The organism is Subtercola sp. RTI3 (assembly GCF_035018625.1).
Lineage (GTDB): Bacteria > Actinomycetota > Actinomycetes > Actinomycetales > Microbacteriaceae > Subtercola > Subtercola vilae.
In genome coordinates this window covers 1-23,436 of record NZ_JASJXO010000043.1, presented here as the reverse complement: position 1 = coordinate 23,436, position 23,436 = coordinate 1, and the positions used below count along the sequence as shown (strand labels likewise).

General features: G+C 62.5%; 19 protein-coding genes. 15 read left to right on the top strand and 4 right to left on the bottom strand.

The window, feature by feature from the left end:
- Window positions 1-6 precede the first annotated feature (6 nt).
- Together QN358_RS14290 and QN358_RS14285 are read right to left on the bottom strand one after the other, a co-directional pair.
- The gene (locus tag QN358_RS14290; protein WP_136640594.1) at window positions 7-1,707 is read right to left on the bottom strand and encodes a lamin tail domain-containing protein; all 1,701 of its coding nucleotides are present in this window, start codon (window positions 1,705-1,707) and stop codon (window positions 7-9) included.
- Between the two features lie 154 nt (window positions 1,708-1,861).
- On the bottom strand, window positions 1,862-2,623 hold the full coding sequence (locus QN358_RS14285) for a GntR family transcriptional regulator (protein ID WP_136640595.1): 762 nt from the start codon (window positions 2,621-2,623) through the stop codon (window positions 1,862-1,864).
- Window positions 2,624-2,769: 146 nt separating this feature from the next.
- Between QN358_RS14285 and iolC the strand changes: the two genes are divergently transcribed.
- The 8 genes from iolC to QN358_RS14245 are packed head-to-tail and all read left to right on the top strand — an operon-like array spanning window position 2,770 to window position 11,844.
- The gene (gene iolC, locus QN358_RS14280; protein ID WP_136640596.1) at window positions 2,770-3,732 is read left to right on the top strand and encodes a 5-dehydro-2-deoxygluconokinase; all 963 of its coding nucleotides are present in this window, start codon (window positions 2,770-2,772) and stop codon (window positions 3,730-3,732) included.
- A complete protein-coding gene (locus QN358_RS14275) occupies window positions 3,729-4,640 on the top strand; it encodes a class I fructose-bisphosphate aldolase (RefSeq protein ID WP_136640597.1) in 912 nt (303 codons plus the stop codon). The genes iolC and QN358_RS14275 overlap by 4 nt, the downstream gene beginning before the upstream one ends.
- A 53-nt stretch (window positions 4,641-4,693) precedes the next feature.
- On the top strand, window positions 4,694-6,238 hold the full coding sequence (locus tag QN358_RS14270) for a CoA-acylating methylmalonate-semialdehyde dehydrogenase (RefSeq protein ID WP_323512774.1): 1,545 nt from the start codon (window positions 4,694-4,696) through the stop codon (window positions 6,236-6,238).
- A gap of 31 nt (window positions 6,239-6,269) precedes the next feature.
- Entirely contained in the window at window positions 6,270-7,196 is a 927-nt protein-coding gene (gene iolB / locus QN358_RS14265; protein WP_323512773.1) for a 5-deoxy-glucuronate isomerase, read from the top strand.
- Complete coding sequence (gene iolD / locus QN358_RS14260; RefSeq protein ID WP_136640600.1) at window positions 7,196-9,124, top strand: 3D-(3,5/4)-trihydroxycyclohexane-1,2-dione acylhydrolase (decyclizing); 1,929 nt, start codon at window positions 7,196-7,198, stop codon at window positions 9,122-9,124. Before iolB ends, iolD begins: the two co-directional genes overlap by 1 nt.
- A complete protein-coding gene (locus QN358_RS14255) occupies window positions 9,121-10,038 on the top strand; it encodes a sugar phosphate isomerase/epimerase family protein (RefSeq protein ID WP_136640601.1) in 918 nt (305 codons plus the stop codon). Before iolD ends, QN358_RS14255 begins: the two co-directional genes overlap by 4 nt.
- Before the next feature lie 25 nt (window positions 10,039-10,063).
- Entirely contained in the window at window positions 10,064-11,074 is a 1,011-nt protein-coding gene (gene iolG / locus QN358_RS14250) for an inositol 2-dehydrogenase (protein ID WP_323512772.1), read from the top strand.
- A complete protein-coding gene (locus tag QN358_RS14245; RefSeq protein WP_136640603.1) occupies window positions 11,071-11,844 on the top strand; it encodes a TIM barrel protein in 774 nt (257 codons plus the stop codon). Before iolG ends, QN358_RS14245 begins: the two co-directional genes overlap by 4 nt.
- Here the strand turns inward: QN358_RS14245 and QN358_RS14240 are convergent.
- Entirely contained in the window at window positions 11,837-13,048 is a 1,212-nt protein-coding gene (locus QN358_RS14240; RefSeq protein ID WP_136640670.1) for a Gfo/Idh/MocA family protein, read from the bottom strand. The two genes, QN358_RS14245 and QN358_RS14240, sit on opposite strands and share 8 nt — an antisense overlap.
- Before the next feature lie 256 nt (window positions 13,049-13,304).
- On the opposite strand from QN358_RS14240, the gene QN358_RS14235 reads away from it, so the two are divergent.
- From QN358_RS14235 to QN358_RS14215, 5 genes are all read left to right on the top strand, one after another.
- Window positions 13,305-13,508 carry a hypothetical protein gene (locus QN358_RS14235; protein ID WP_323512770.1) on the top strand — a complete coding sequence of 68 codons (204 nt, stop codon included), beginning with the start codon at window positions 13,305-13,307 and terminating at the stop codon, window positions 13,506-13,508.
- 44 nt (window positions 13,509-13,552) lie between these two features.
- Complete coding sequence (locus QN358_RS14230; RefSeq protein ID WP_323512769.1) at window positions 13,553-14,218, top strand: substrate-binding domain-containing protein; 666 nt, start codon at window positions 13,553-13,555, stop codon at window positions 14,216-14,218.
- Window positions 14,219-14,287: 69 nt separating this feature from the next.
- Window positions 14,288-15,334 (top strand): ABC transporter permease, encoded by a 1,047-nt coding sequence (locus QN358_RS14225; protein ID WP_136640605.1) that lies wholly within the window; start codon window positions 14,288-14,290, stop codon window positions 15,332-15,334.
- Window positions 15,331-16,140, top strand: a complete 810-nt coding sequence (locus QN358_RS14220) for an ATP-binding cassette domain-containing protein (RefSeq protein ID WP_136640606.1) — start codon at window positions 15,331-15,333, stop codon at window positions 16,138-16,140. Before QN358_RS14225 ends, QN358_RS14220 begins: the two co-directional genes overlap by 4 nt.
- Window positions 16,141-16,354: 214 nt before the next feature.
- Window positions 16,355-19,804 (top strand): TIM-barrel domain-containing protein, encoded by a 3,450-nt coding sequence (locus tag QN358_RS14215; protein ID WP_201799202.1) that lies wholly within the window; start codon window positions 16,355-16,357, stop codon window positions 19,802-19,804.
- 139 nt (window positions 19,805-19,943) lie between these two features.
- Here QN358_RS14215 and QN358_RS14210 read toward each other — a convergent pair whose 3' ends face one another.
- Window positions 19,944-21,161 (bottom strand): ROK family transcriptional regulator, encoded by a 1,218-nt coding sequence (locus QN358_RS14210; protein WP_201799203.1) that lies wholly within the window; start codon window positions 21,159-21,161, stop codon window positions 19,944-19,946.
- A 176-nt stretch (window positions 21,162-21,337) separates the two neighbouring features.
- Here QN358_RS14210 and QN358_RS14205 point away from each other — a divergent pair, with 176 nt between their 5' ends.
- Together QN358_RS14205 and QN358_RS14200 are read left to right on the top strand one after the other, a co-directional pair.
- Complete coding sequence (locus QN358_RS14205) at window positions 21,338-22,681, top strand: ABC transporter substrate-binding protein (RefSeq protein WP_136640607.1); 1,344 nt, start codon at window positions 21,338-21,340, stop codon at window positions 22,679-22,681.
- Window positions 22,681-23,436 (top strand): sugar ABC transporter permease (locus QN358_RS14200; RefSeq protein ID WP_323512768.1); only part of this gene is annotated, 756 nt, incomplete at its 3' end. The genes QN358_RS14205 and QN358_RS14200, both read left to right, overlap by 1 nt.

The window sequence follows — 23,436 nt, the reverse complement described above, 5'->3', positions numbered from 1 at the left end:
TGAGGCCTACGCCCGCCGGCGACGCCGCGCGACGACGAGGCCCGCAGCACCGGCGAGCAGCACCAGAAGGGCTGCCGCTCCGGGCAGTGCGGGCTCAGATCCGGTCGCGGCGAGAGCCTTGGCCGAACCCGTCGTGCCCGTCGACGTTCTGCCAGGCGCGGCCGCAGCATCAGCGCCCGACGTCACCGAAGTGACGGGTGTGGTGGCCGGGTCGGTCGGTACTGACGCCGCGACGCAGTCGATCGTTCCCTGCCGCAGCGAATACCCGTTGTCTTGGTCGTCGTCGGCCCAGAAGGCCGGCTTGACGCCGTTGATGCAGAGGGCCTGGGGTGCGGTGACGAAGCCCTCGTTGTTGAAGTCGCCCATGCCGGTCGGGCGGTTGTAGACCGTCGTCACGGCGAAGTGCCCGGCGTTCGTGCCGGTCGCCGCGATGTCGAGCAGCGCGTACTGGCCGCCACAGGTGTTGTCGCAGACCGCCCAGACGGCCGACTTCTCGGCGTCGAACTGCACCTCCATGATCGACGGGAAGCCGCTCTTGATGGTCGCGACGCGGGTGAACTTCGTACCGTCGGTCTGGTCGAGTGCGTACGCGTAGATCGAGCCGGTACCCTCGAGGCCGACGAAGTAGAGTCCGTCGCCGTGGTTCGCGTACGTGGCGGGGCTGTAGGTCGCCCCGGTCTTCTCGTCGACGAAGCCCTTCGCCGTGAGGTACGAGTCGGGAACGAACGCGATGCCCTCGAGGCCGAGGTTCGCGCCGACGACCGGCAGGTCGGAGACGAGGTTCCACTCCATCGACGCGTTCAGCGACGTTCCGCTCGGGGTGGTGTCGTAGCGCAGCACCGCGGGCCGGCTGATCTTGTTGTTGCTGTTGTCGCGCTCGGTCGAAACGAATGTGCCCGCTGAGGTGTGAACGACCCCCTCAGCGTCAGGGTCGCCGGTGCCGTCGACGTAGTGCAACGATTTGCCTGCGCCCCAGCCGTTGTCGGTGGCGGTGACCCAGTCGGTGCCGCTCTGCTGCAGGCGGTAGAGCGTGCTCGGTCCGTTGCGAACGGCCCAGAGCGTGTCGGGTGCGCCGGCGGCGCCGAGCTCGTAGCTCAGACCGCTGAGGTTGGTGCCGAAGAAGTTCTTCACGCTCGCGGTACTGACACTGGATGCGCCGGGCCAGGGCAGGGCATCCGAAACCCCACCGGGGGGAGTGACCGGTGTGGTCACCGGGGGTGTGGGCGTGCCGCAGTCGTTTGCCGCGCCCTTGGTCTTGGTGGCGTTCACGGCGAAGGCGCCCGTGCCGTCGGGGCAGCGACCCCAGCTGCCGGGTGAGGAGTCGCTCGCCCAGGTGAACGAGTCGACCAGCGTGGTGTTGTCGCTGAGGTACAGGCGCGCGGCATCGCCGCCTTTACCGAGCCCGAACGCGTCAGCCACGTCGAAGCTCACGTAGCCGCCGGCGGCAACGATGGTGTTCGCCGGAATGTCGAAGCGGTCGGAGTCTTTGTCGTCTTTGAGAATCAGCCCCGATGCGTCGACGGGTGAGGAGCCGGTGTTCTTCAGCTCGATCCAGTCTTGCGGCACGCCGCTGGCGTCGACCTCGTTGATGGCGAGGGTCGGCAGCGCGGCAGTCGCGGCTGCGGCCGGCGACACCGTCGCGAGCAGGGGAACGGCCAAAGCCAGCGATGCGAGTACGACCGTTGCCGGCCGCCAGTTGTGTCTCATTGAGTTTTCAGCCCTTCAGGAGTGCTCGGTGTGAGCTCTCACAGATGGCTTCCACTGTGCTGGGTCATGGCAAACGCAACGTTAACGCGGGGCGAATGGTTCGCGGGCGCCCGCTGCCTGGAGCCGACAGGGGGTCGAAGCGGGTGATACCTGGTTACCGGGCTACGAGCGTCGTTTCGAAACTGTACATGTCGGGGCGATAGCAGTGGTGACCGTATTCGATTGCCTCGCCCGCGTTGTCGTAGGCGACACGCTCCATGGTCAGGAGGGGTCCTCCGTCGTCGATGCCCAACCGCGTGCTCTCGTCTGTGTCGGCCCTGCGGGCGCCGATAAGTTGGTTGGCGACCCGGATAGTCACTCCTCGTGCGCGGAGTATCTGGTACAGCCCTCGGAGTTGCAGCTGCTCAGTTGTGATGTCACCGAACGCCTCCGGCAGGTAGTTTTCGAGTATCGCGATACTCACCCCTCCCGCGGTGCGCTGACGCCGAAGGTGTACAACGTTCGATCCGACCGGCACCCTCAGTCGCTCAGCGACGATTTCGTCAGCCTCGACAATGTCGTGGATGAGCACCTTGGTGCCAGGTTCACGCGCTGTGTTCTTCAGGTCTTCGTAGAGGCTCGTGAGTTCGACTTGGCGGGTGATCTGCCCCTGAACGACTTGAGTGCCGATTCCTCGGCGACGAACAAGCAGCCCGATGTCTACGAGTTCTTGTATCGCCCGACGCACCGTTGGCCTTGAGATACCGAGGTGCTGGGTGATTGCTATCTCGTTTTCGAGACGCGAACCCGGCGGCAGTTCACCAGAGCGAATGGCCGCCTCTAGTCTGCTCGACACCTGAAAGTAGAGCGGGATCGGGCCGGTTCGATCCAAGTCAGCGAACAGATGGTCGGGCCAAACGGTGTCTGCACTGACCATGAGGCGGGTCCAATTCTCTAGCTGAAGTTCGATCGATCATTGCTGATACAACATTACATTGTGCTTGCCAAAAAGAGCTTATGTGCTATTGTAAGCACAACATAAGCTCGTAATGAGACCTCCATCAGAAAGTTCTACAGCGGAGTATGAATACACTTTCTCCCCCAGTCGATGTGCTGGCATTCGGCCGACTCGGTGTCGATCTCTATCCTCTGCAAGACGGTGTCGGTCTTGAAGACGTCGAGACGTTCGGAAAGTTTCTCGGTGGTAGTGCCGCAAACGTGGCAGTCGCAGCAGCTCGGCACGGCCGTCGGGTAGACCTGATCTCGCGGGTGGGCGATGATCCCTTCGGCAGGTATCTGCTGCGCGAGTTGAATCGTCTCGGTGTGGGTACCGATTCGGTCAAAGTCGACCCCACGCTGCCGACGCCGGTGACGTTCTGTGAAATATTTCCCCCCGACAATTTTCCGATCTATTTCTACCGCCAGCCCAAGGCGCCTGATCTGAACGTCGAGCCCGAAGACCTCGATGTGGAATCGGTGCGATCGGCTGCGATTTTCTGGTTCACGGCCACCGGGCTTACTCAGGAGCCCAGCCGAAGTGCTCACCTGGCGGCACTGTCGGCACGAGGGCGTGCAGCTGGCACCATATTCGATCTCGACTATCGATCGATGTTCTGGCCCGATGCTGCCACCGCATCGCATCACGTGTCTGAGGCGCTGGCCTTTGCCACGGTCGCTGTGGGCAATCGAGAGGAGTGCGAGATCGCGGTTGGTGAAACCGAGCCGCTCCGCGCGGCGGCTGCTCTCTTAGACCGCGGAGTCGAGCTCGCAATTGTGAAGCAGGGGCCGAAGGGTGTGCTCGCGATGACGCGCGACGAGACCGTTGAAGTGCCCCCATACTTCGTCGAAGTCGTCAACGGCCTTGGCGCCGGCGATGCCTTCGGCGGGGCTCTGTGCCACGGGCTTCTGTCTGGCTGGGATCTTCGAACCATCGTGCAGTTCGCAAACATAGCGGGTGCGATTGTTGCCTCCCGTCGTGAGTGTTCAACCGCAATGCCGACGACGCAGGAGATCGAATCCATCGTCAAGACCGGGGTGAAATTGTGACCGATGGGCTACTCAGCGGCGCGGATTTCGACCGCCTTCGGGAGATTCGCGCCTTCCGGCCCTGGGAGATTCGCGAAGCGCTCGTGTCCCGGCGGCGCAGGGACGTGAACCGCGGAGACGGTCGCCTCTTCATCGTTGCTGCGGATCATCCAGCCCGCGGCGCTCTTGGCGTCGGCACGAACCCGATGGCGATGCAGAACCGCTACGTTCTTCTCGATCGGCTGGCCATTGCGCTCAGCCGGCCTGGAGTCGATGGTGTGCTCGGCACGCCCGATATCATCGACGATCTCGCCGCTCTGGGTCTGCTCGACGACAAAATCATTGTCGGTTCGATGAATCGGGGGGGTCTTCGCGGTGCTTCGTTCGAAATGGATGATCGGTTCACCGCGTACGACGTGCCGGCGATGGCCTCGTCAGGAATTGACTTCGCTAAGACGTTGCTGCGCGTGAATCTCGATGACACCGGCACCGTGAGCACCTTGGAATCCACCGCTCGAGCAGTGGGGCAGGCGGCAGAGGCCAAGTTGCCCATCATGCTCGAACCGTTTGTGTCCCGCTGGTCCGGCACTCACGTCGCAAATGACCTCTCCACTGACGCCGTCGTACTTTCTGTTGCCATTGCAGCCGGACTCGGCAGCAGCAGCGCCTACACCTGGCTGAAGTTGCCTGTGGTCGACGATATGGAGCGCGTGATGAACGCCACCACCATGCCGACTTTGCTGCTCGGTGGCGACTCCGGTGCTGACCCAGACGAGACCTTCGCTGCGTGGGAAGACGCACTTTCGCTTCCAGGGGTACGAGGTTTGACTGCGGGCCGTACTCTGTTGTATCCACCCGATGGCAATGTCGCCGCCGCCGTCGACACTGCTGCTGCGTTGGTTCACTCGGCTGGAGCCATCGCTCGCTAAAGAGCAGCATGTAATCCAGCTTCACGAATACAGACACGTAAGGAATTCGAAATATGAGCACCACAGACAGCACCACAGACAGCACCACAGACCCTGCCGTCACCGATCTGCCCACCGTGCCGCACTGGATCGACGGTGCCGAGTCGCCCTCGCACAGTGGCCGTACGGCAGACGTCTACGACCCCGCCCTGGGCATCGTCACCAAACGCGTCGCCCTGGCCGACCAGGCCGAGATCAACGCGGCCGTCGCCAGTGCCGCCGCTGCGTTCCCTGCCTGGCGCGACACCTCGCTCGCCAAGCGTCAGAACATCATGTTCAAATTTCGTGAGCTGCTCGACGCGAAGAAGGGCGAGCTCGCTGAGATCATCACGAGCGAGCACGGCAAGGTCACCAGCGACGCGCTCGGCGAGATCAGCCGCGGCCAAGAGGTTGCAGAGTTCGCGACCGGTCTCGCGCACCACCTCAAGGGCGAGTTCAGCGAACAGGTCTCGACCGGCATCGACGTGTACTCGATCCGCCAGCCGCTCGGTGTCGTGGGCATCATCTCGCCCTTCAACTTTCCGGCCATGGTTCCGTCGTGGTTCTTCCCCATCGCCATCGCTGCGGGCAACACCGTCGTTCTGAAGCCCAGCGAGAAAGACCCCTCTGCCGCCAATTGGCTTGCTGCTCTGTGGGCCGAAGCGGGGCTGCCTGAGGGCGTTTTCACTGTTCTGCACGGCGACAAAGAGGCTGTGGATGGCCTGCTCACCCACCCCGACGTGAAGTCGATCTCGTTCGTCGGTTCCACCCCCATCGCCCGGTACGTCTACGAGACCGGAACCAAGAACGGCAAGCGCGTTCAGGCCCTCGGGGGCGCGAAGAACCACATGCTGGTTCTGCCCGATGCCGATCTCGACCTCGTGGCCGACGCCGCCATCAACTCGGGCTTCGGTTCTGCCGGAGAGCGCTGCATGGCCATCTCGGTCGTCGTCGCGGTCGAGCCGGTCGCAGATCCACTGATCGAGAAGATCGTCTCGCGCATGGCGACGCTACGTACCGGTGACGGTCGCCGCGGCTGCGACATGGGCCCGCTGGTCACCAAGGTGCACCGCGACAAGGTTGCGTCGTACATCGAGATCGCCGCAGAAGACGGCGCGACGATCGTCGTCGACGGCCGTGATGTGGTTGCCGACGGCGACCCGAACGGATTCTGGCTCGGCCCGACCCTCATCGACAACGTGCCGACCTCGTCACGCGTCTACACCGAAGAAATCTTCGGCCCGGTTCTCGCCATCGTGCGGGTCTCGAGCTACGAAGAGGGCGTGGCGCTCATCAACTCGGGTGCGTTCGGCAACGGAACGGCGATCTTCACCAACGACGGCGGGGCAGCCCGACGTTTTCAGAACGAGATCCAGGTCGGCATGATCGGCATCAACGTGCCGATTCCCGTGCCGGTCGCGACCTTCTCGTTCGGTGGCTGGAAAGACTCGTTGTTCGGTGACACCAAGGCCCACGGCGCCGAAGGCGTGAAGTTCTTCACGCAGCAGAAGGCCGTGACCAGCCGGTGGCTCGACCCGAGCCATGGCGGCATCAACCTCGGTTTCCCGCAGCACGACTGATTTTCGCGCACGCCTCTTTCTGGAGCACCACATGACTGACCAACGATGGTTCTATTCCCGCGGCGAGCTCGCTCGCGGGCCGTGGCAGAGCGTCGTCGACCCCTCGACCGCGGGCTGGGCGCACACGGGCATCCGTGTCGCCGAGCTTGCGGCGGGCGAGAGCCTCGAGCTCGACGAGACCGCAATCGAGCGCATCATCGTTCCCCTCGCGGGTTCGTTCGAGGTGTCGTACGTCGAAGCCGGCTCACGCACCGAGGTCACCCTCGTGGGCCGGTCGTCGGTCTTCGACGGCCCGACCGACGTTCTCTACCTCTCGTCGGCGGCCACGGCCACGGTTCGGGGGGTGGGGCGGTTCGCCGTCACCACGTCGCCCACGACCGACGTGCGGCCGTCGCGGCACATCGCCGCGAGCGAGACTCCGGTCGAGCTGAGGGGGGCGGGGGCATCCAGTCGCCAGGTGCACAATTTCGGCACGCCCCAGGCTCTCGACGCCGCGCGTCTCATCGTCTGCGAGGTCATCACGCCCTCGCAGAACTGGTCGTCGTACCCGCCGCACAAGCACGACGAGAACGTGCCCGGCCACGAATCGCGGCTTGAAGAGATCTACTACTTCGAGTCGGCTCCGACCCGCTCAGGCGGGTCAGCTGCCCCCGAGCCCGCTGCGTCATTCGGCATGTTCAGCACATACTCGTCGCCCGCCGGCGAGATCGACATCAACGCGAGGGTGCAGACCGGCGACATCGCCCTGGTGCCCTTCGGCTACCACGGCCCGGCGGTGGCAGCGCCCGGGTACGACCTCTACTACCTGAACGTGATGGCGGGCCCGGATGCCGAGCGAGCGTGGCTCATCAGCGACGACCCCGCGCACGCCTGGGTTCGAGACAGCTGGAACAACCAGCACGTTGACAACAGGCTCCCCTATACGACCAGCACCTCGACCAGGAAAGGCTGGCACTGATGGCGGCAACACAACGAATGACGGTCAGCCAGGCGCTCATAGAGTTTCTCGCGCACCAGTGGACTGTCGACGGGAACCTTCGCGAACGCACCATCCCCGGTGTCTTCGGTATCTTCGGGCATGGAAATGTCGCCGGCGTGGGCCAGGCGCTGAAACAGCTCAACGTCGATTCGCCCGATCTGATGCCCTATTACCAAGCCCGAAACGAACAGGCAATGGTGCATCAAGCAGTCGGATACGCGCGGATGCATCGTCGCCGCGCAACGTTCGCCGCCACTGCCTCCGTTGGCCCAGGCGCAACCAACATGCTCACTGGCGCAGCTGTGGCCACGACGAATCGGCTACCTGCGCTGCTGTTGCCGAGTGACACCTTCGCCACACGCGTCGCCGACCCCGTGCTGCAGCAGCTCGAGTTGCCTCACGACATCGGAATCACCGTCAATGATGCTTTCCGCCCTCTGTCGAAGTTTTTCGACCGGGTACAACGACCCGAGCAGCTGTATTCGATCGCGCTTTCGGCGATGCGCGTTCTGCTTGACCCAGCAGACACGGGCGCGGTGACAATTGCCCTGCCCGAAGATGTTCAAGCGGAACACCTCGATGTGCCCACTTCGTTCTTGCAAGACCGGGAATGGCACATTCGGCGCCCGCTTCCTGAGCGGCCGGCTCTCGCGCGTGCGATCGACGCGATCAGAGCAGCGAAACGACCTCTCATTGTCGCCGGCGGAGGTGTGCTCTATTCGGGAGCAGAAGAACAACTCCGCGCGTTCGCCGAGAAGACCGGAATCCCGGTGGCGACTACCCAGGCGGGCGGAGGCTCGTTGGTCTGGGATCACCCGCAGTACCTTGGCGGTATCGGTGCGACCGGCACAACGGCAGCGAACCGGCTGGCTGCAACCTCAGATCTGATCATCGGTATCGGCACCCGGTACAGCGACTTCACCACCGGCTCGCGTACGGCCTTTCAGAACCCGGTGGTTCGGTTCGTCAACATCAACGTGGCCGCTTTCGATGCGTACAAACACGGTACTCAGATGGCCGTCATCGCTGACGCCCGCGAAGCTCTGACCGAACTTCTGGCCCACACCGACGGCGTTCTGGTCGATGTCGAATACGCGCACCGCATCACCGCAGAAAAGGCGGAATGGGATGCGGCTGTGGATCAGGCGTTCCTCCCCTCGGGTCTCGCTCTACCGGGGCAGCCAGAGATCATCGGGGCCGTTCACGAATCGACCGACCCTGACGACGTCATCGTTCAAGCCGCCGGATCACTGCCCGGAGACCTGCACAAACTCTGGCGAGTCCGTGACCCGCTGGGGTATCACGTCGAATATGCGTTCTCTTGCATGGGTTACGAAATCGCCGGCGGGCTGGGTGTGAAACGCGGAGCCCTGGCAGAAGGTTCTGACAGAGATGTCATCGTCATGGTCGGTGACGGTTCGTACTTGATGCTCAGTTCTGAGCTTGTCACCGCCGTCGCCGAAGGTATCAAGATCATCGTGGTGCTCATTCAGAATCACGGATACGCCTCCATCGGGCACCTTTCTGAGACCGTCGGTTCAGAAAGATTCGGCACGCTGTACCGGCATTTCGACCCCGAAGCGCGAAACTTTCAAACCGAACTGCCGTTACCGATCGATCTGGCGATGAATGCCCGCAGCTACGGAATCGACGTCATCGAAATCGAGGCGGGGCAGAGCGCCATCGGCGACCTCACCGCTGCGATGGCGGTCGCTAAAGCCTCATCGCGCGCGACGTTCATCCATATCAACAGCGACCCACGCATTTACGGTCCTGATGGTGGGGGCTGGTGGGACGTGCCGGTGGCCGAAGTGTCGACATTGGAATCGACTCGGATCGCCCGAGCCGACTACGAGGTGCAACGCACAGCCCAACGCTCGCTGCTCGGAGAGGAATCTGCTCAGTGAAAGCAACAGTTGCCGGAGCGCCCGTCAGTTTCGGTGTCTTCGAGATGACGCCGGAGGGAGCTGAAACGGTTGCCGCTGACGACATGCTTCAGATTCTCGCCGAGGCGGGCTACGACGGTGTGGATCTCGGGCCGGTGGGCTACTTCGGCCGCGGAGATCAGTTGCGTAGAAGGCTTGCGAACTTCGGCCTCGAACTGGCTGGCGGCTGGGTGCAGTTGCCGTTTTCTGACGATGAAGCTTTTCAAGCAGCGCTGCCCAGTCTCACCGATGCGCTTCGAGTCTTCTCGGATGCGGCTGAATCAAGCCCCAATCGTCTTCCTCTGCCGACTCTCGCTGACGACGGCTCCGCAGCGAGACGTGCCGCACCCGGGCGAGGGCAGACTGAGGATCCTCTCGACGACGAGGGGTGGCAGCGACTTGCCACAAACGCTGCACACGCGGCACACCTCGTGCGGGCGTCTGGGTTCGAGCCCACATTTCATCACCACGCGGGAACATTTGTTGAGTCTCCCGATGAGATCGATCGGTTTCTCAGCAACGTCGACATCGATCTCACTCTCGACACCGGGCATCTCTTCATTGCCGGAGGCGACCCGCTTGAGGCAGTGCGGCGGTGGGGAGGGCGCATCAACCATCTGCATCTGAAAGACGTCGACCTTGCCGAGCTGAAGCGGGTGCTGGCAGCGGGCGGCGGAATGCCCGAGGTCTGGTCTTCGGGCGCATTTGTCGCTTTCGGCACAGGCGACATCGACCTTCCCTCTGTGATGGCCGCCATCGACGAGCGCGGCTTTGAGGGATGGGTTGTTGTCGAACAAGACGTTCTGAACGGCAGCGACCTCTCACTTCCCACCTTCCAACAACAACGTGCCCACGATCAACGACTCAACCGCGACGCGTTGAGCGCCTGGGTATGAACCACTCTCGACAGGAAACCTTGAAATGACCAAACGACCTCTCCGTTTCGGGCTCATTGGCACCGGTCGGATCGGCATGGTGCATGCCGCGAGTATCGCCGCATCACCGAATGCCGTGCTGAGTTGGGTGTGCGACCCGTTCATCGACGGTGCCAAAAGAGCAGCCTCGGTCTACGGCGGAACAGTGACCGATTCGGCTGACGAAGTCTTCGCGTCAGGCGAAGTAGATGCAGTGCTCATCGCCTCGCCCACAGCCACCCACATCGACCTCATCTCAGCGGCACTCGACGCAGGCATTCCCGCATTGTGCGAAAAGCCCATCGACCTCGACATCGTGCGCGTCGAAGGGCTTCGGGCGAGGGTCGCATCGTCGGGCGTACCGATCGCGCTTGGCTTCAACCGTCGGTTCGATCCCGGCTTTGCCGAGGCGCGCGCGAGAGTGGCGGCCGGAGAAATCGGTGATATTGAGCAGCTCTCGATCATCAGCCGCGACCCGTCTGCGCCGCCCGCGGCCTACGTGGGCGTGTCCGGAGGTATCTTTCGTGACATGACCATTCACGACTTCGACATGGCCCGGTTCTTTGTGTCCGACATCGTCGAGGTGAGCGCCGTCGGTACCAGAACCTTCGATGCCGGAGCGCGCGAGCACGGCGACTTCGACACGGCCGTGACGGTACTGCGGGCGGCGTCCGGCGCGATCGTGACCATCACGAACTCCCGACACAGCGCCGTCGGCTATGACCAGCGCATCGAAGCATTCGGCGCTCTCGGCATGCTTCAGGTCGCAAATCAGGGAACCAGCCTGGTGAGCGTCTCGACCGCAACCGCAGTTGAGTCTCGGCCGCCGTACCAGGACTTCTTCCTCGAGCGTTACGCCGGAGCATACGCCGCAGAACTGGAGGAATTCGTCAAACTTGCCCGCGGTGAGGCGTCGACGAGCCCGACGTTTGACGACGGCCGCGCCGCTCTCATCCTTGCCGACGCAGCCCAACGCTCAGCGGAGCAGCACACCGCTGTCGCTGTCGACCTTTCATGAGCTTCCGCCTCGCCGCATCGGCAGAAATGCTGTACCTGAAGCTCCCGTTCACAGAGCGCGTGAAGCGACTCCACGAGCGAGGATTCGAAGTGGAGATCTGGGGCTGGAACACCAAGAATCTCACGGAGATTGCAGCGACCGGGGCCGTTATTTCCTCAATGACGGGCTACCTGCGGGGAGACCTGACGAGCGCAGAGGGCATTCGGGAACTCTTGAGTACGGCTGCAGAATCGCTGCAGGCCGCCGAAATCATCAACTCGCCACGATTGAACCTGCACGGCACCGGTCTCGATGCGAAGGGGTTGCCTGTCATCTCGGGGCACCACGTTACCGGTGCCGATTGGCTCACGGCAGAAGACACGCTCCGCCGCATCGCGGAACTCGGTGAGAGTGCCGGCCGAGTATTCACCCTGGAGAACCTGAATACTGCCGTCGATCATCCCGGCACCCCGTTCGCCAGGGCCGCAGATACCCTCGCTTTGGTCTCCGCTGTCGACAGCCCTGGGCTCAAACTGAACCTGGATCTCTACCACGCCCAAATCGGCGAAGGAAACCTCATCGATCTCGTTCGCCGCGCACTGCCGTGGGTCGGTGAAATCCAGGTAGCTGACGTTCCCGGCCGGTGCGAACCCGGCACCGGAGAGATTAGGTACCAAGCGATCGCAGCTGAGCTACGATCGCTTGGTTATGAGGGCGTAGTGGCCCTGGAAGGCTGGGCGAGCGGCGACCCCGACGCCGCACTCGACGCGTTTCAGGCCGCCTTCAGCTGACGACGTCGTCAGTCAGCCCCGATTGACTCGGCCCGTGTTGGGTCATGGTTTCTCCGACAGCGACCCATGCGCCTGTCTCGGCGCTGGTCTGTGCCGCGTGAACAATCTCAGCTGCGGCCCACGCATCCGTCGCCGAAGCAGAGTATTGCCGGTTCTCCAGAACCGAGCGGAGAAACAGCGACGCCTCTACCGTCTTCAGATCATCGAAACCCATCCCGGTTCCTGCCCCGGGCTGGAACCGCGCGAAGTCGCCCATTCCGGGGCCCATCAGCACTGTTCGGAATCCAGACAGGTCGTCAGCGATTTCTAGCTCGTTCATGCGCTGGAAGTCCCACCGAAGTGACCCTTTGGTGCCGTAGACCTCGAGTACATACTGCGCTCGGGGTCCCACCGATACCCGACTCGATTCAAGAACAGCGACGCCGCCACCGGCGAACCGAGCGAGGAGGGCCGCATAGTCCTCATTTTCGACCGAGCCCATCGGGGCATCCTCGGTACCGCGGCTGAAATGGCTGACCGCCCCAGACGCCGGTAACGGACGTTGTGGGATGAATGTTTCGGTCATCGCGGTGACCGAAACGATTCTGCCGACGACATACTGGGCCAGGTCGGCGCCATGCGAGAGGAGGTCACCGAGCACGCCGCTGCCCGCAAGATCTCTCTTGAAACGCCATGTCAAGGCGCCCAGGGGGTCGGCGGAGTAGTCGGCCATGAATGCCACTCGCACGTTGGTGATGGTGCCTAGCGCGCCGTCGCGCACGAGCCGCCGGGCGTGCTCCACCGCCGGTGCGTTTCGATAGTTGAACCCCACAGACGACACCACCTGAGCGGCCGACGCGGCTTCGGCAATATGTCGGGATTCGAGCACGCCGCGTCCCATCGGCTTTTCGATCCAAAACGGTTTGCCCGCGGCAATTGCGGCGAGCGCCATCTCTTCATGCAGAAAATTCGGCGAACAAATCGACACCACATCAACATCAGGATGCGCAAGGACCGCCCGGTAGTCGGAGACAGACTCCCGGTAGCCGAGAACATCAGTGGCGTACTCGCGAGACTTCTCGTCTGGATCTGCTGCGACAACCAATGCAGCGCGAACGGGGATCTCCGGGTAGTGCTGAGCGGCAGCGAGATAGGCGCGCGAGTGCAGACGCCCCATCCAGCCGACCGAGATCAGGCCCACTCCAATGGTTTTGCGATGTGTCATGCGCTGCCTCAATTCGTCTTTGAATGATCGTACAGACCAATTATACGCAGAATGAGAGAATGTAAGGACTAAGTATTGACATCGGGAGAGATGATGCCGCAGAATCATGCTGACGCTGACGTCAAAACATGCAGGTAGGCAGCTCGATGAAGATCTTGCTTTCAGAGGACAGAATGTTCCTTCGTGCACTGACGTCAGTCAGCAGTTCTCACCCCGCCACATCAGGTGGATGCACACAACAAGAGGAACGCAAATAATGAAGAGACTATTCACCGGGATCGGCATTGTCGCCGTCGCCGGAATTCTACTGACGGCCTGTTCCGGCACCGGCCAGGCTACGAACTCTGCCAACCCGAACGGTGCGAAGTACACCTACGCCGTGATCACTCACTCAGGCCCCGGTGATGCCTTCTGGGATCGCGTGAAGTCTGGTGCCGAAGCTGCAGGTTCGCGCAACTGATCGACAACGCCGTCGCTCAGAAGGTCAACGGAATCGTCGTGTCGATGGCTAATCCCGAAGGCCTCAAGACGAGCATCAAAGCGGCTGTCGCAGCAGGCATCCCCGTCGTGACGATCAACTCGGGCATCGAGGAGTCAGCAGCATACGGTGCAATCACCCACATCGGCCAGAGCGAGACGGTGGCAGGCCAGGCCGTCGGCAACAAGCTGAACGACTCCAGCCTGAAGAACGTTCTGTGCGTCATCCAGGAAGCAGGCAATGTCGGACTCGAGCAACGGTGCAAGGCTGCCACGTCGACCTTCAAAGGCACGATGACCAACCTGCAGGTCGATGGCACGAACGACTCGGAGGTCAAGGCCACGATCAAGTCAAAGCTTCAAGCAGACCCTTCCATCGACGGCGTGCTGACCTTGGGTGGACAGTACGCCCTTGACGCGGTCGGCGGCGTCAGTGAATCGAACAGCACCGCGAAGGTCGCAACATTCGACCTGTCTGAAGACGTCGTCGCTGACGTTCAGGCCGGCACTATCTTGTTCGCCGTAGACCAGCAGCCCTACGTGCAAGGTTTCCTCGGTGTCACAGCTCTGTTCCTCGACAGCACCAATGGCAACATCATCGGTGGTGGCCAGCCCGTCTACTCCGGGCCGGCATTCGTCACGAAAGACAATGCCGCACAGGTTGCGCAGTTCGCCAAGAACGGCACCCGCTAGCATTCCGGTCAATGCGGGGGAGGGGCGCACGGTTGCGCGCTTTCCCCGCATTACACGAAAGGACACCCTGTGACAACAACAGACATCATGACCATCGCGACGCGGCCGCGTGTTGAGAACCGGCCCATTCGCCGCATATTAGGACGACCCGAGACAGGCGCACTGGTCGCGGCACTTGCCGTCATGATCTTCTTCTCCGTCTACACCACCACCTTCCTCACGTTGCCAGGGGCTGGTGTCTGGCTCGAATCTGCCTCGACCTTCGGCATCATGGCCGTGGCAGTGGCCTTGCTGATGATCGGTGGCGAGTTCGACCTCTCCGCAGGCGTCATGACCGGCTTTACCGCTCTTGTGGTCGGAATCCTGACCACTCAATTCGGGGTGAACATCTGGGTCGCAGCGATCGTGTCGCTCGCCGTCGCTCTTGCGATTGGAGCGCTCAACGGATACGTCGTCATGCGCACAGGCCTGCCGAGCTTCATCGTCACCCTCGGCACGTTCTTCGTTCTCGCCGGCGCAGACCTTGCCGTCACGAAACTCTTGACCGGCCAGGTCGCGATTCAGGGCATGACGAAAGTTCCGTTCTACGATTCGATCGCAGCGTTCTTCGGCTCCTCGCTCACTATCGGCGGCGGCGTGTTCTACATCTCCGTCGTCTGGTGGATCGTTGTGACCATCATCGCCACCTGGGTGCTTCTCCGTACTCGCGCTGGCAACTGGATTTTTGCTGTCGGCGGAGCGCTGAACTCCTCGCGTCAGGTCGGCGTGCCTGTTATGAAAACCAAAGTCGGCCTGTTCATGACCACCTCAGGGGCTGCCTGGCTCGTCGGAATGATCTCCCTGTTCCGTACTTCGACAGTGCAAGCCAATACTGGTGTCGGACAAGAATTCATCTACATCATTTGCGCCGTCGTGGGCGGATGCCTTCTGACCGGTGGTTACGGGTCGGCGGTTGGCGCTGCGCTTGGCGCACTGATTTACGGCATGGTCTTCCAGGGCATCACCTTCGCTCAGTGGGACACGAACTGGCTCCGAACCGTTTTGGGCGGCATGCTCCTGCTCGCGGTTTTCCTGAATCACTGGGTTCGCAGAAGAGCAACAGGAGGAAGTCGATGACCGTCACGCTACCCACCACCCCGGCAACGATCATCGAGGTCAATGCAATCGGTAAAAGCTATGGAGCAGTGAATGCTCTTTCAGGCATCACCACCAAAGTGAACGCCGGCCAAGTGACATGTGTGCTCGGTGACAATGGCGCTGGAAAGTCCACATTCATCAAAATTCTCGCAGGCGCTCACACGCCGAGCGAGGGCCAGCTTCTGATAGATGGTGTTGCGGTTACGTTCTCATCGCCTCGAGCGGCGCTCGACATGGGCATCGCGACGGTCTATCAAGACCTCGCCGTGGTTCCCTTGATGCCGGTCTGGCGCAATTTCTTTCTCGGCTCGGAGCTGACCCGAGGCACAGGTCCTTTTCGGCGCCTCGACGTGAAAGAGATGAAGCGAGTGACCGTCGAGGAACTCGCGAACATGGGCATCGATCTACGTGATGTAGATCAACCCATCGGTACTCTGTCCGGCGGTGAACGGCAATGCGTTGCAATCGCGCGGGCAGTGTACTTCGGGGCTCGCGTCTTGATTCTGGACGAGCCCACGGCGGCGCTTGGCGTCAAGCAATCTGGCGTTGTTCTTCGCTATATCGCCCGGGCGCGCGACAAAGGACTCGGAGTTGTATTCATCACCCACAATCCGCATCACGCCTATCCTGTCGGCGACAGGTTTCTTCTTCTCAACCGAGGCACAAGCATCGGGGATTTTGAAAAGTCTCAGATCACGCTGGGCGAGCTGACGAGTCTCATGGCCGGAGGTGCGGAACTCGACTCGCTCGCGCACGAGCTCGAACGCGCCGAACGACGTTCTTAGTTCCGACGTGTGCGACGGATCGGAAGGAGGCAAAAGCAGCACGAGCCAACGAAGGCTTTTTGGGTCTTGATTGAGTGCTCCGCAATTCTGTATGTTTACATATTGAGTTCACAGGATAAACTCAACAAGGATCCGCGCCCCTACCGCCCACGATGTGAATCATCGTCTTGGCGCCAGCGCACGGCATTCACCCAGCAAACAAAGGAGATTGCTCGTGGCAGAAACCAGACGGCGAAAGCGGATGCTCGCGTCACTACTTGTAGCCGGCACGGCTCTCGGGGTGGTCGGCTTGACCGCCCTGCCTGTAGCCGCCCAACCCAACACAGGCCTCGCAGCACAGACTGTCGCCTCTGGTGATGCTCGCTTTCAGATCGTGTCACCGACGGTCATTCGCACGGAGTACGCCGGCGATGGTCAGTTCACCGACGGGGCGACCTTCAACGTCGTCGGCCGCGACGACTTCGCTGCCGCGCCGTTCACGACGACGACCACCGACGGCTGGCTCACGATCGACACCGGTCAGATGCTCGTGAAGTACCGGGTGGGTTCGGGCGACTTCACTGGAGAGAATCTCTCGGTCTCGTTGGTCACCTCGTCTGGCCAGAGTGTCTCCGGTTCGCCGTGGGCGACGACCGATGCGGCCGAGTGCATCTCGGGTTCACTCTGTGAAGCCGAGGGGCTGTCACTCGCCGGGCTGAGCCTGGCGACAAACCACTCGGGGTACACCGGGCAGGGGTTCGTTGCCGGCTACGAGGCTGTCGGCAACGCTCTCACCTTCCAGACCACGATCGGCCAGGCCGGCACCGACAACCTCACGCTGCGCTATGCCAACAGCCAGGGCGGTGACGGCAAGGTCACCGATCGTACCCTCAGCGCTTCGGTCGATGGTGGCGCCGCCCAGACCCTCACCCTGCCGCCGACGGCCGGTTGGGATTCCTGGTCGCTCGCGTCGGTTCCGCTCACGCTGACGCAGGGCGAACACCGCATTACCGTCACGCGCGCCGCCGGCGACTCGGGCCAGATCAACCTCGACAGTCTGGCGCTCGTCGCTCCGGGGGCGGGCTATCCGGCCCCGACCGTTGCGGTCTCGTCATGCACCTTCGGTGCTCTGTGTGAGGCAGAAACCGGCACCCTTGCCGGGGGCGCCAACATCGGCGCAGACCACAATGGCGCTTCCGCCGGCAGCTTTCTCGCCGGTCTCGGCCAGGGTGCCTCGGCAACAACACATGTGACGGGCGTGCCCGCCGACGGCGAATACGCGATGCAGGTGCGCTACGCCAACGGGCAGAGCGCCGCTCGCAGCATCGCTGTACAGTCCAATTCGGGCACACCGACCGCTGTCTCGCTACCCGCAACGAGCGGCTGGGACTACTGGAACACCGTCAGCACGCCAATTCAGCTCGCCGCGGGCAACAATGACGTCACGATCGGTTGCCCCGATGCATCCAGTTGCCAGCTCAACATCGACACTGTCGCTCTCGTGCAGAGTGATTCGCCCTTGCTCGCGCCGCATGCCGCACTGGGCGGCTACCGCCGCGACCTCGACCAGGTGAACGGTTCCCCCAAGACGAACCCGGGTCTCTTGTTTCAAGACGGCTGGTCGCTCGTCGATGACACCACGTCGAGCCTCTACGACCCGACAACGAAGGCTGTCACCGCACGCGGTGACCACGGCGGCCAGGCCTATCACGACGGATACGTCTTCGGGTACGGCACCAACTACGAACAAGCTTTGAAAGACCTCTCGCAGCTGACCGGCCCGACCATGTTGCTACCCCAGTGGGCCTACGGCGTCTGGTATTCGGAGTACTACGACCGCACCGCTTCTGAGTTCACCGATCAGATCGTGCCGAAATTCCGTTCAGAGGGTGTGCCGGTCGATGTGATGGCGATCGACACCGATTTCAAGGCAAAAGACACCTGGAACGGGTGGGAAGTCGACACGAACAAATTCCCCGACATGAAGGGTCTTCTCGCCTCCCTCGAGGCCGAGGGCATTCACAACACCCTGAACATCCACCCGACCATCCAGTCTGACGACCCGAAGTTCGCGGCCGCCCAGACCACGGCCAACGGAGCCTTCAGCCCGAGTACCGACACCAACAAGTTTCTCATCGACTGGTCAGACCCTGCCCAGCTGAAGGCGTACTTCGATCTGCACAGTGAGTTTCAGAGCGATGGCGCCGACATCTATTGGCTTGACTGGTGCTGCAACGAGCAGTCGAAATACTCGGCGAACGGCGTCACCCCCGACGCGTTCATCAACAGCCAGTACGCTGCATACACCAACGATGCACTCGGCGGCCGGGGCTTCGCATTCTCGCGGGCATACGGCTCGCTGACGGCCGGCGGGTACGGCAACCCGCAGGCGGTTCCGACCGGGCCGTGGGCCGACAAGCGCACGACACTGCATTTCACCGGTGACACCCGATCGACGTGGCAGATGCTGCAGGGGGAGGTGGGCTACACGCCCGGCGAATCGGCGGCAACAGGCCTGGCTTCGATCAGCCACGACATCGGTGGCCACTTCGGGGGAGACCAGAAGCCTGGTGCCGAAGAAGGCAGTACGCAGTTGCCGGGTGACCTGTATGCCCGTTGGGTGCAGTTCGGTGCTTTTCAGCCGATCGATCGTCTGCACAGCAACCACAGCGACCGACTGCCCTGGCAGTACGATGCGGCCACGGATGCCTCGGCCACGTCGTTCCTGAACCTGCGCGAAAGCCTGGTGCCGCTTTCGTACACCCTCGCCGCGCAGGCCACCGCAACCGGCACGCCGATCGTGAAGCCGCTGTACCTGCAGTACCCCACCTCGCAGCAGGCCTACTCGATGGCGGGCCGGGAGTACCTCTACGGTTCAGACATTCTCGTCGCGCCGGTCACCACTCCCGGTGACACTGCGACGACCTCGGTCTGGTTTCCCGACGGCAGCCAGTGGGTCGACTACTTCACCGGCGAGACTCACGAGGGAGGAACCACCGCTGACGTGACGACGGGTCTTGATCGCATGCCGGTATTCGTTCGCTCCGGTGGAATCGTGCCGACCCGCACCAACAACGTGACCAATGACAGCCAGAACCCGCTGACAGATGTCACTGTCAACGTGGCCACGGGCGCCGACGGGTCATTCACCCTCTACGAGGATGATGGCGGCGCGGCCGAGAGCGTGAAGAGTGCCACCACGGCGTTGTCGTACACGCAGCAGGCCACCGGCGGAAAACTGAACATCGCTCCCGTCTCTGGCACCTTCACCGGCCAGGTCACGAACCGCGCTTGGACGGCAGCCTTCACGAACGCCGCCCAGCCTGCAGTGGTCACCGTTGACGGTGTCGCCGTCGGCGCATCTGCGTGGACATACGATGCCGCATCGCGAACGGTTTCGGTGAAGGTGGCGGCTCGGCCGCTCTCCGAGGCGACGACCGTCGCCTTCTCGACGGAGGCGGATGCCATCCCCACCTCCACACCGACACCTCCTCCCACGATCGGCGGCGGCTCCTCCCCAGCTACTCCGGCGCCCGTCGCCGGCCAGGGCAACGGGCAGTCGCCCTCGGGTAACCTCGCGGCGACGGGTTCAGAGGTGGCGCTGATCGGCCTCGTGGCGACGCTCCTTCTGGCCGCGGGTGCTGGCGTCTTCGTCGCTGGTCGCCGCCGTCGGCAGATGCGGTAACGCGCTCCGGCCTTCAGGCGCTCGCGAAGGCCGCCGGTCGACCCGCATCCACAGTGGTGTCGGGCCGGTCGGCGGCCTTCGGTGGTTGCATTGCATTGCATTGCATCGCATCGCAGACGACTCGAACCGACAGTGCGCCTCAGTCCATGAAGAGCACGCTCGGACGCGGCGCCAGAAAGTGGTCCATGACGAGTTCGGCGGCGCCCTGGGCGGCAATCTGTTCGCCGACCGCGGAGCCGACGACAGAGAAGACGTCTCGGGACACGACGAGCTCGCTCCGCACCGCGTCTTCGAGGATCGGTAGAAAGGTGCTCGCCAGCCGGTTCCAGGCGGGGCCACCAAGCACAACTCGTGGAACATCGAGAAAGTTCACAAGAACGCCGATACCCACCGCAACCCTTTGTGCGGCGCGGTACAGAAGTGCCTGGGCTACGGTGTTTCCGCTGGCAGCGAGCTCTGTCAGCGTCGTGCAGGCATCGTCGATGGCGAGGTAGTCGTCGAGATCGGGCAGAGGCAGAAGGCCGGCCTGCGAGGCCTGGATGACGAGCGCCTCGGGCACGCAGGCCGCGGCAAGCCCGCCCCGTCGCCCGCTCCACCCGAGATCTTCGGCTGACGGGTCGACAAGAATGTCTCCGATCTCACCGATGTTGTTGCTCACCCCCCGAAGCACTTGGCCCTGGGTGACGACCGACGCGCCGACACCGGAGCCGAGGTAGATGAAGAGAAAATCCGCGTCATCAGAGTGACGCAGCTCTGCGGTGGCTGAGGCGGTGACGTCTTTGTCGAGCAGTACGGGCATACCGGTCGCATCGTGGAGGTCTGCGCGGAGGCGCACATCTCGCCACTTCGGCAGCTGCGGCGGGTCGAGCACTACGCCTGTGCGAACGTCGAGGGGGCCTGGTACAGCAATGCCGAGCCCGAGTACTCGGTCGCGATCGACGCCCGATTCGCGAATGAGGCGCCCCGTACTCACGGCGATGAGCGAGGTCATATCTTCGGGACTCGTGGCTTGCGGGGTGCGCAGCTGCTTCCAGTCGCGCACTTCCCCGGCAACATCGAGCAGCAGGATGGTCAGGCGGGCAGGGTCGATGTGAACACCGATGGAAAAAGTTCCGCTGCCGTTGACAGCGAGCGGAATGCTGGGTCTTCCGCGAAGCGTGTTGCTCGGGGCGCTCTCTCGAATCATCTCGGCTTCGATCAGACGGCGAGTGATGTTGGAGATGGTCTGCGACGCGAGCCCGGAGTCTCTCTGCAGGTCGGCCCGGCTCTTACCGGGGTTACGACGGATGAGATCAAGCACGACGGCTTCGTTATAGTCGGCCAGGCGAAGGAGGTTGCTGCCTCGAAGCACGGTCATGCCTCCCTAGCTATCGGTCGGTGCGGTGCGTTGCCACATCTTGTCGCGCTGGAGTAATTCTATCAACTAGGCAAAAGTATTGACGCCACCGAGAGTGTGTCCTAACATTGCAACATGCTTTATCCCATCGAATAGGCAAAGTAGCCAACAGGATAGGGTTCAAGAGAGGTTCCGCAATGAAGCGTTCTCGCGTGATCGGCCTCCTCGCCGCGAGCGTCGTCGCGGCGGGTGGGCTCAGCGCCTGCTCCGCAAGCAGCAACAGCAACAGCGATGGGGTTGTCAACATCTCCATCACGGAGTATCAACAGACCCGAATCGATGCCGTCAACAAGCTGATTCCCGGCTTCGAAGCGGAGATGAAGAAGCAGGGCAAGAACATCAAAGTCACCATGGTGGCAGACGTTCTCACTGACGACCAGTTCAAGACCAAAATCACGCAGCAGCTCATCGCAGGCCAGGCACCCGATGTTCTCGACCTTGGTGACAGCGTCGTTCCGGGCTTCGCCGGCGCGGGCTATCTTGCTCCTCTTGACGACTACCTCAACAACTGGGACGGGTGGTCGCACTACTACCCGCAGATCAAGACGGCTTCGGCCCGTCAAGACGGTCACGTCTACGATCTCGTACACGAAACGGGTGTGCAGAACCTCTTCTACCGAAAAGACGTGCTGACGAGCCTCGGCATCTCTACGACCCAGCCGGCCACGTGGGACGACCTGCTCGCCCGCATGGTGGAGGTCAAGAATAAGACCGGCGGCACACCAATCGTGATCCCGGCTGGCACCGCCTGGGGTGGAAGCACGTGGACCGAAGGGTTTCAGCCGATTCTCGGTGGAACCGACAAAAACTACTACAGCTTGGACACCGGCAAGTGGGATCTGAACAGCAGTGGTTTCCACGCGGTGTTCGACCTGTACAGCCAACTCTTCTCCAAGGGCCTTCTCCCAGTTCAAGACCTGCAGAACCCGAACCCCTGGGAGCCGACCAAATACGTCGGGTTCCCGGCTGGCACGATTCCCGTCGCCGCGCAGGGCACCTCGGGTTGGAAGTTCGACTGGGGCCCCGCTGGTAAAGCACCTATCCCCGACTTGAACAACGTCGTGGACACGTGGCAGTACCCTGGGCTCCGCAGCGGTGACACGCCCTATGGCTGGAGCGGTCTCGGTTTCGGTTTCGGCATTCCAGAGAAGAGTCAGCACAAAGACGAGGCGATGCTGTTGGCCGAGTACCTCTCGGCAGGAGAACCGCTGGCAGACCAGCTGGTGAGTTCGGGCGCAGCTTCTCCGCGTGACGATCTCGCCGATGTGAAGCCCTATGCCGACGAACCCAAACTGATCGCGGCGGGTAAGAACCTTGCGAGCAGCGTCTATGTTCCGACGGGTGACGGCGCAGACCAGATCGCCCAGGCGGTAGCCGCAGCGACCGAACTCATCATCAGTGGCACCGCTGACGGAGACCAGGCCTACGACGCGTTCAAGAAGGACGCGACCGACCTGCTCGGCCCCAGCCTCATCAAATAATGACGTCGACCGTAACTGCACCGGCTTCTGCGCTGGCGGCCTCACAGCCGCCAGCGCGGAAGCGCCGTCGCCGCCGTTCGACACCGCTCATCGCGCTGTTGCTCGGCCCGGCCGCCGTGCTCATCATTGTGTTCATCGTGGCACCGGCCGTCTACGGCATGTACCTCAGCTTCACCAACACGCAGCTCACCGGCTTCGCCGCCCGCAGCCCCAAGTTGGTCGGCTTCGACAACTACGCCTACCTGCTGACAAACGCTGACTTTCTGTCTTCACTCGGGCACACCGGGGAGTTCGTGCTGTACTCGGCCATCATCGGCCAGACGGTGCTGGGCATGGTTGCGGCCATTCTGCTGAGCCGCCCCTGGATTCGGGGCAAGGGTATCTTCGGCGCCGCGATCCTCATGCCGATGGTCGTACCAGAGGTTGTCGCCTCACTCACCTGGGCCAGCGTGCTCTCGAACAACTCGTCTGGCACGCTGAACCTGCTGACCAGTTTCTTCGGCGCAGGATCGACAGACTGGCTGCAGGTGGTGCCACTGGCGTCGGTCGTCGCCGTGAACATTTGGCGGGGCATCGCCTTCGCCATGATCATGTTCCAAGCCGCGCTCGAAGACGTTCCGGTGGAACTCATCGAGGCCGCACGCATCGATGGGGCGCGCGCCATTCAGGTCTTTCGGCACGTCACACTTCCCCTCATTCGAGGCCCGGTATTTCTCTATCTGCTTCTCACAACCATCAGTACCGTCGGAGCGTTC

What these genes read in the sequence shown, in the direction of transcription:
- QN358_RS14290 (WP_136640594.1), bottom strand. Translation starts at nt 1,707, where the DNA reads ATGAGACACAACTGGCGGCCGGCAACGGTCGTACTCGCATCGCTGGCT.
- QN358_RS14285 (WP_136640595.1), bottom strand. Translation starts at nt 2,623, where the DNA reads ATGGTCAGTGCAGACACCGTTTGGCCCGACCATCTGTTCGCTGACTTG.
- iolC (WP_136640596.1), top strand. Translation starts at nt 2,770, where the DNA reads ATGAATACACTTTCTCCCCCAGTCGATGTGCTGGCATTCGGCCGACTC.
- QN358_RS14270 (WP_323512774.1), top strand. Translation starts at nt 4,694, where the DNA reads ATGAGCACCACAGACAGCACCACAGACAGCACCACAGACCCTGCCGTC.
- iolB (WP_323512773.1), top strand. Translation starts at nt 6,270, where the DNA reads ATGACTGACCAACGATGGTTCTATTCCCGCGGCGAGCTCGCTCGCGGG.
- iolD (WP_136640600.1), top strand. Translation starts at nt 7,196, where the DNA reads ATGGCGGCAACACAACGAATGACGGTCAGCCAGGCGCTCATAGAGTTT.
- iolG (WP_323512772.1), top strand. Translation starts at nt 10,064, where the DNA reads ATGACCAAACGACCTCTCCGTTTCGGGCTCATTGGCACCGGTCGGATC.
- QN358_RS14245 (WP_136640603.1), top strand. Translation starts at nt 11,071, where the DNA reads ATGAGCTTCCGCCTCGCCGCATCGGCAGAAATGCTGTACCTGAAGCTC.
- QN358_RS14240 (WP_136640670.1), bottom strand. Translation starts at nt 13,048, where the DNA reads ATGACACATCGCAAAACCATTGGAGTGGGCCTGATCTCGGTCGGCTGG.
- QN358_RS14235 (WP_323512770.1), top strand. Translation starts at nt 13,305, where the DNA reads ATGAAGAGACTATTCACCGGGATCGGCATTGTCGCCGTCGCCGGAATT.
- QN358_RS14230 (WP_323512769.1), top strand. Translation starts at nt 13,553, where the DNA reads ATGGCTAATCCCGAAGGCCTCAAGACGAGCATCAAAGCGGCTGTCGCA.
- QN358_RS14220 (WP_136640606.1), top strand. Translation starts at nt 15,331, where the DNA reads ATGACCGTCACGCTACCCACCACCCCGGCAACGATCATCGAGGTCAAT.
- QN358_RS14210 (WP_201799203.1), bottom strand. Translation starts at nt 21,161, where the DNA reads ATGACCGTGCTTCGAGGCAGCAACCTCCTTCGCCTGGCCGACTATAAC.
- QN358_RS14205 (WP_136640607.1), top strand. Translation starts at nt 21,338, where the DNA reads ATGAAGCGTTCTCGCGTGATCGGCCTCCTCGCCGCGAGCGTCGTCGCG.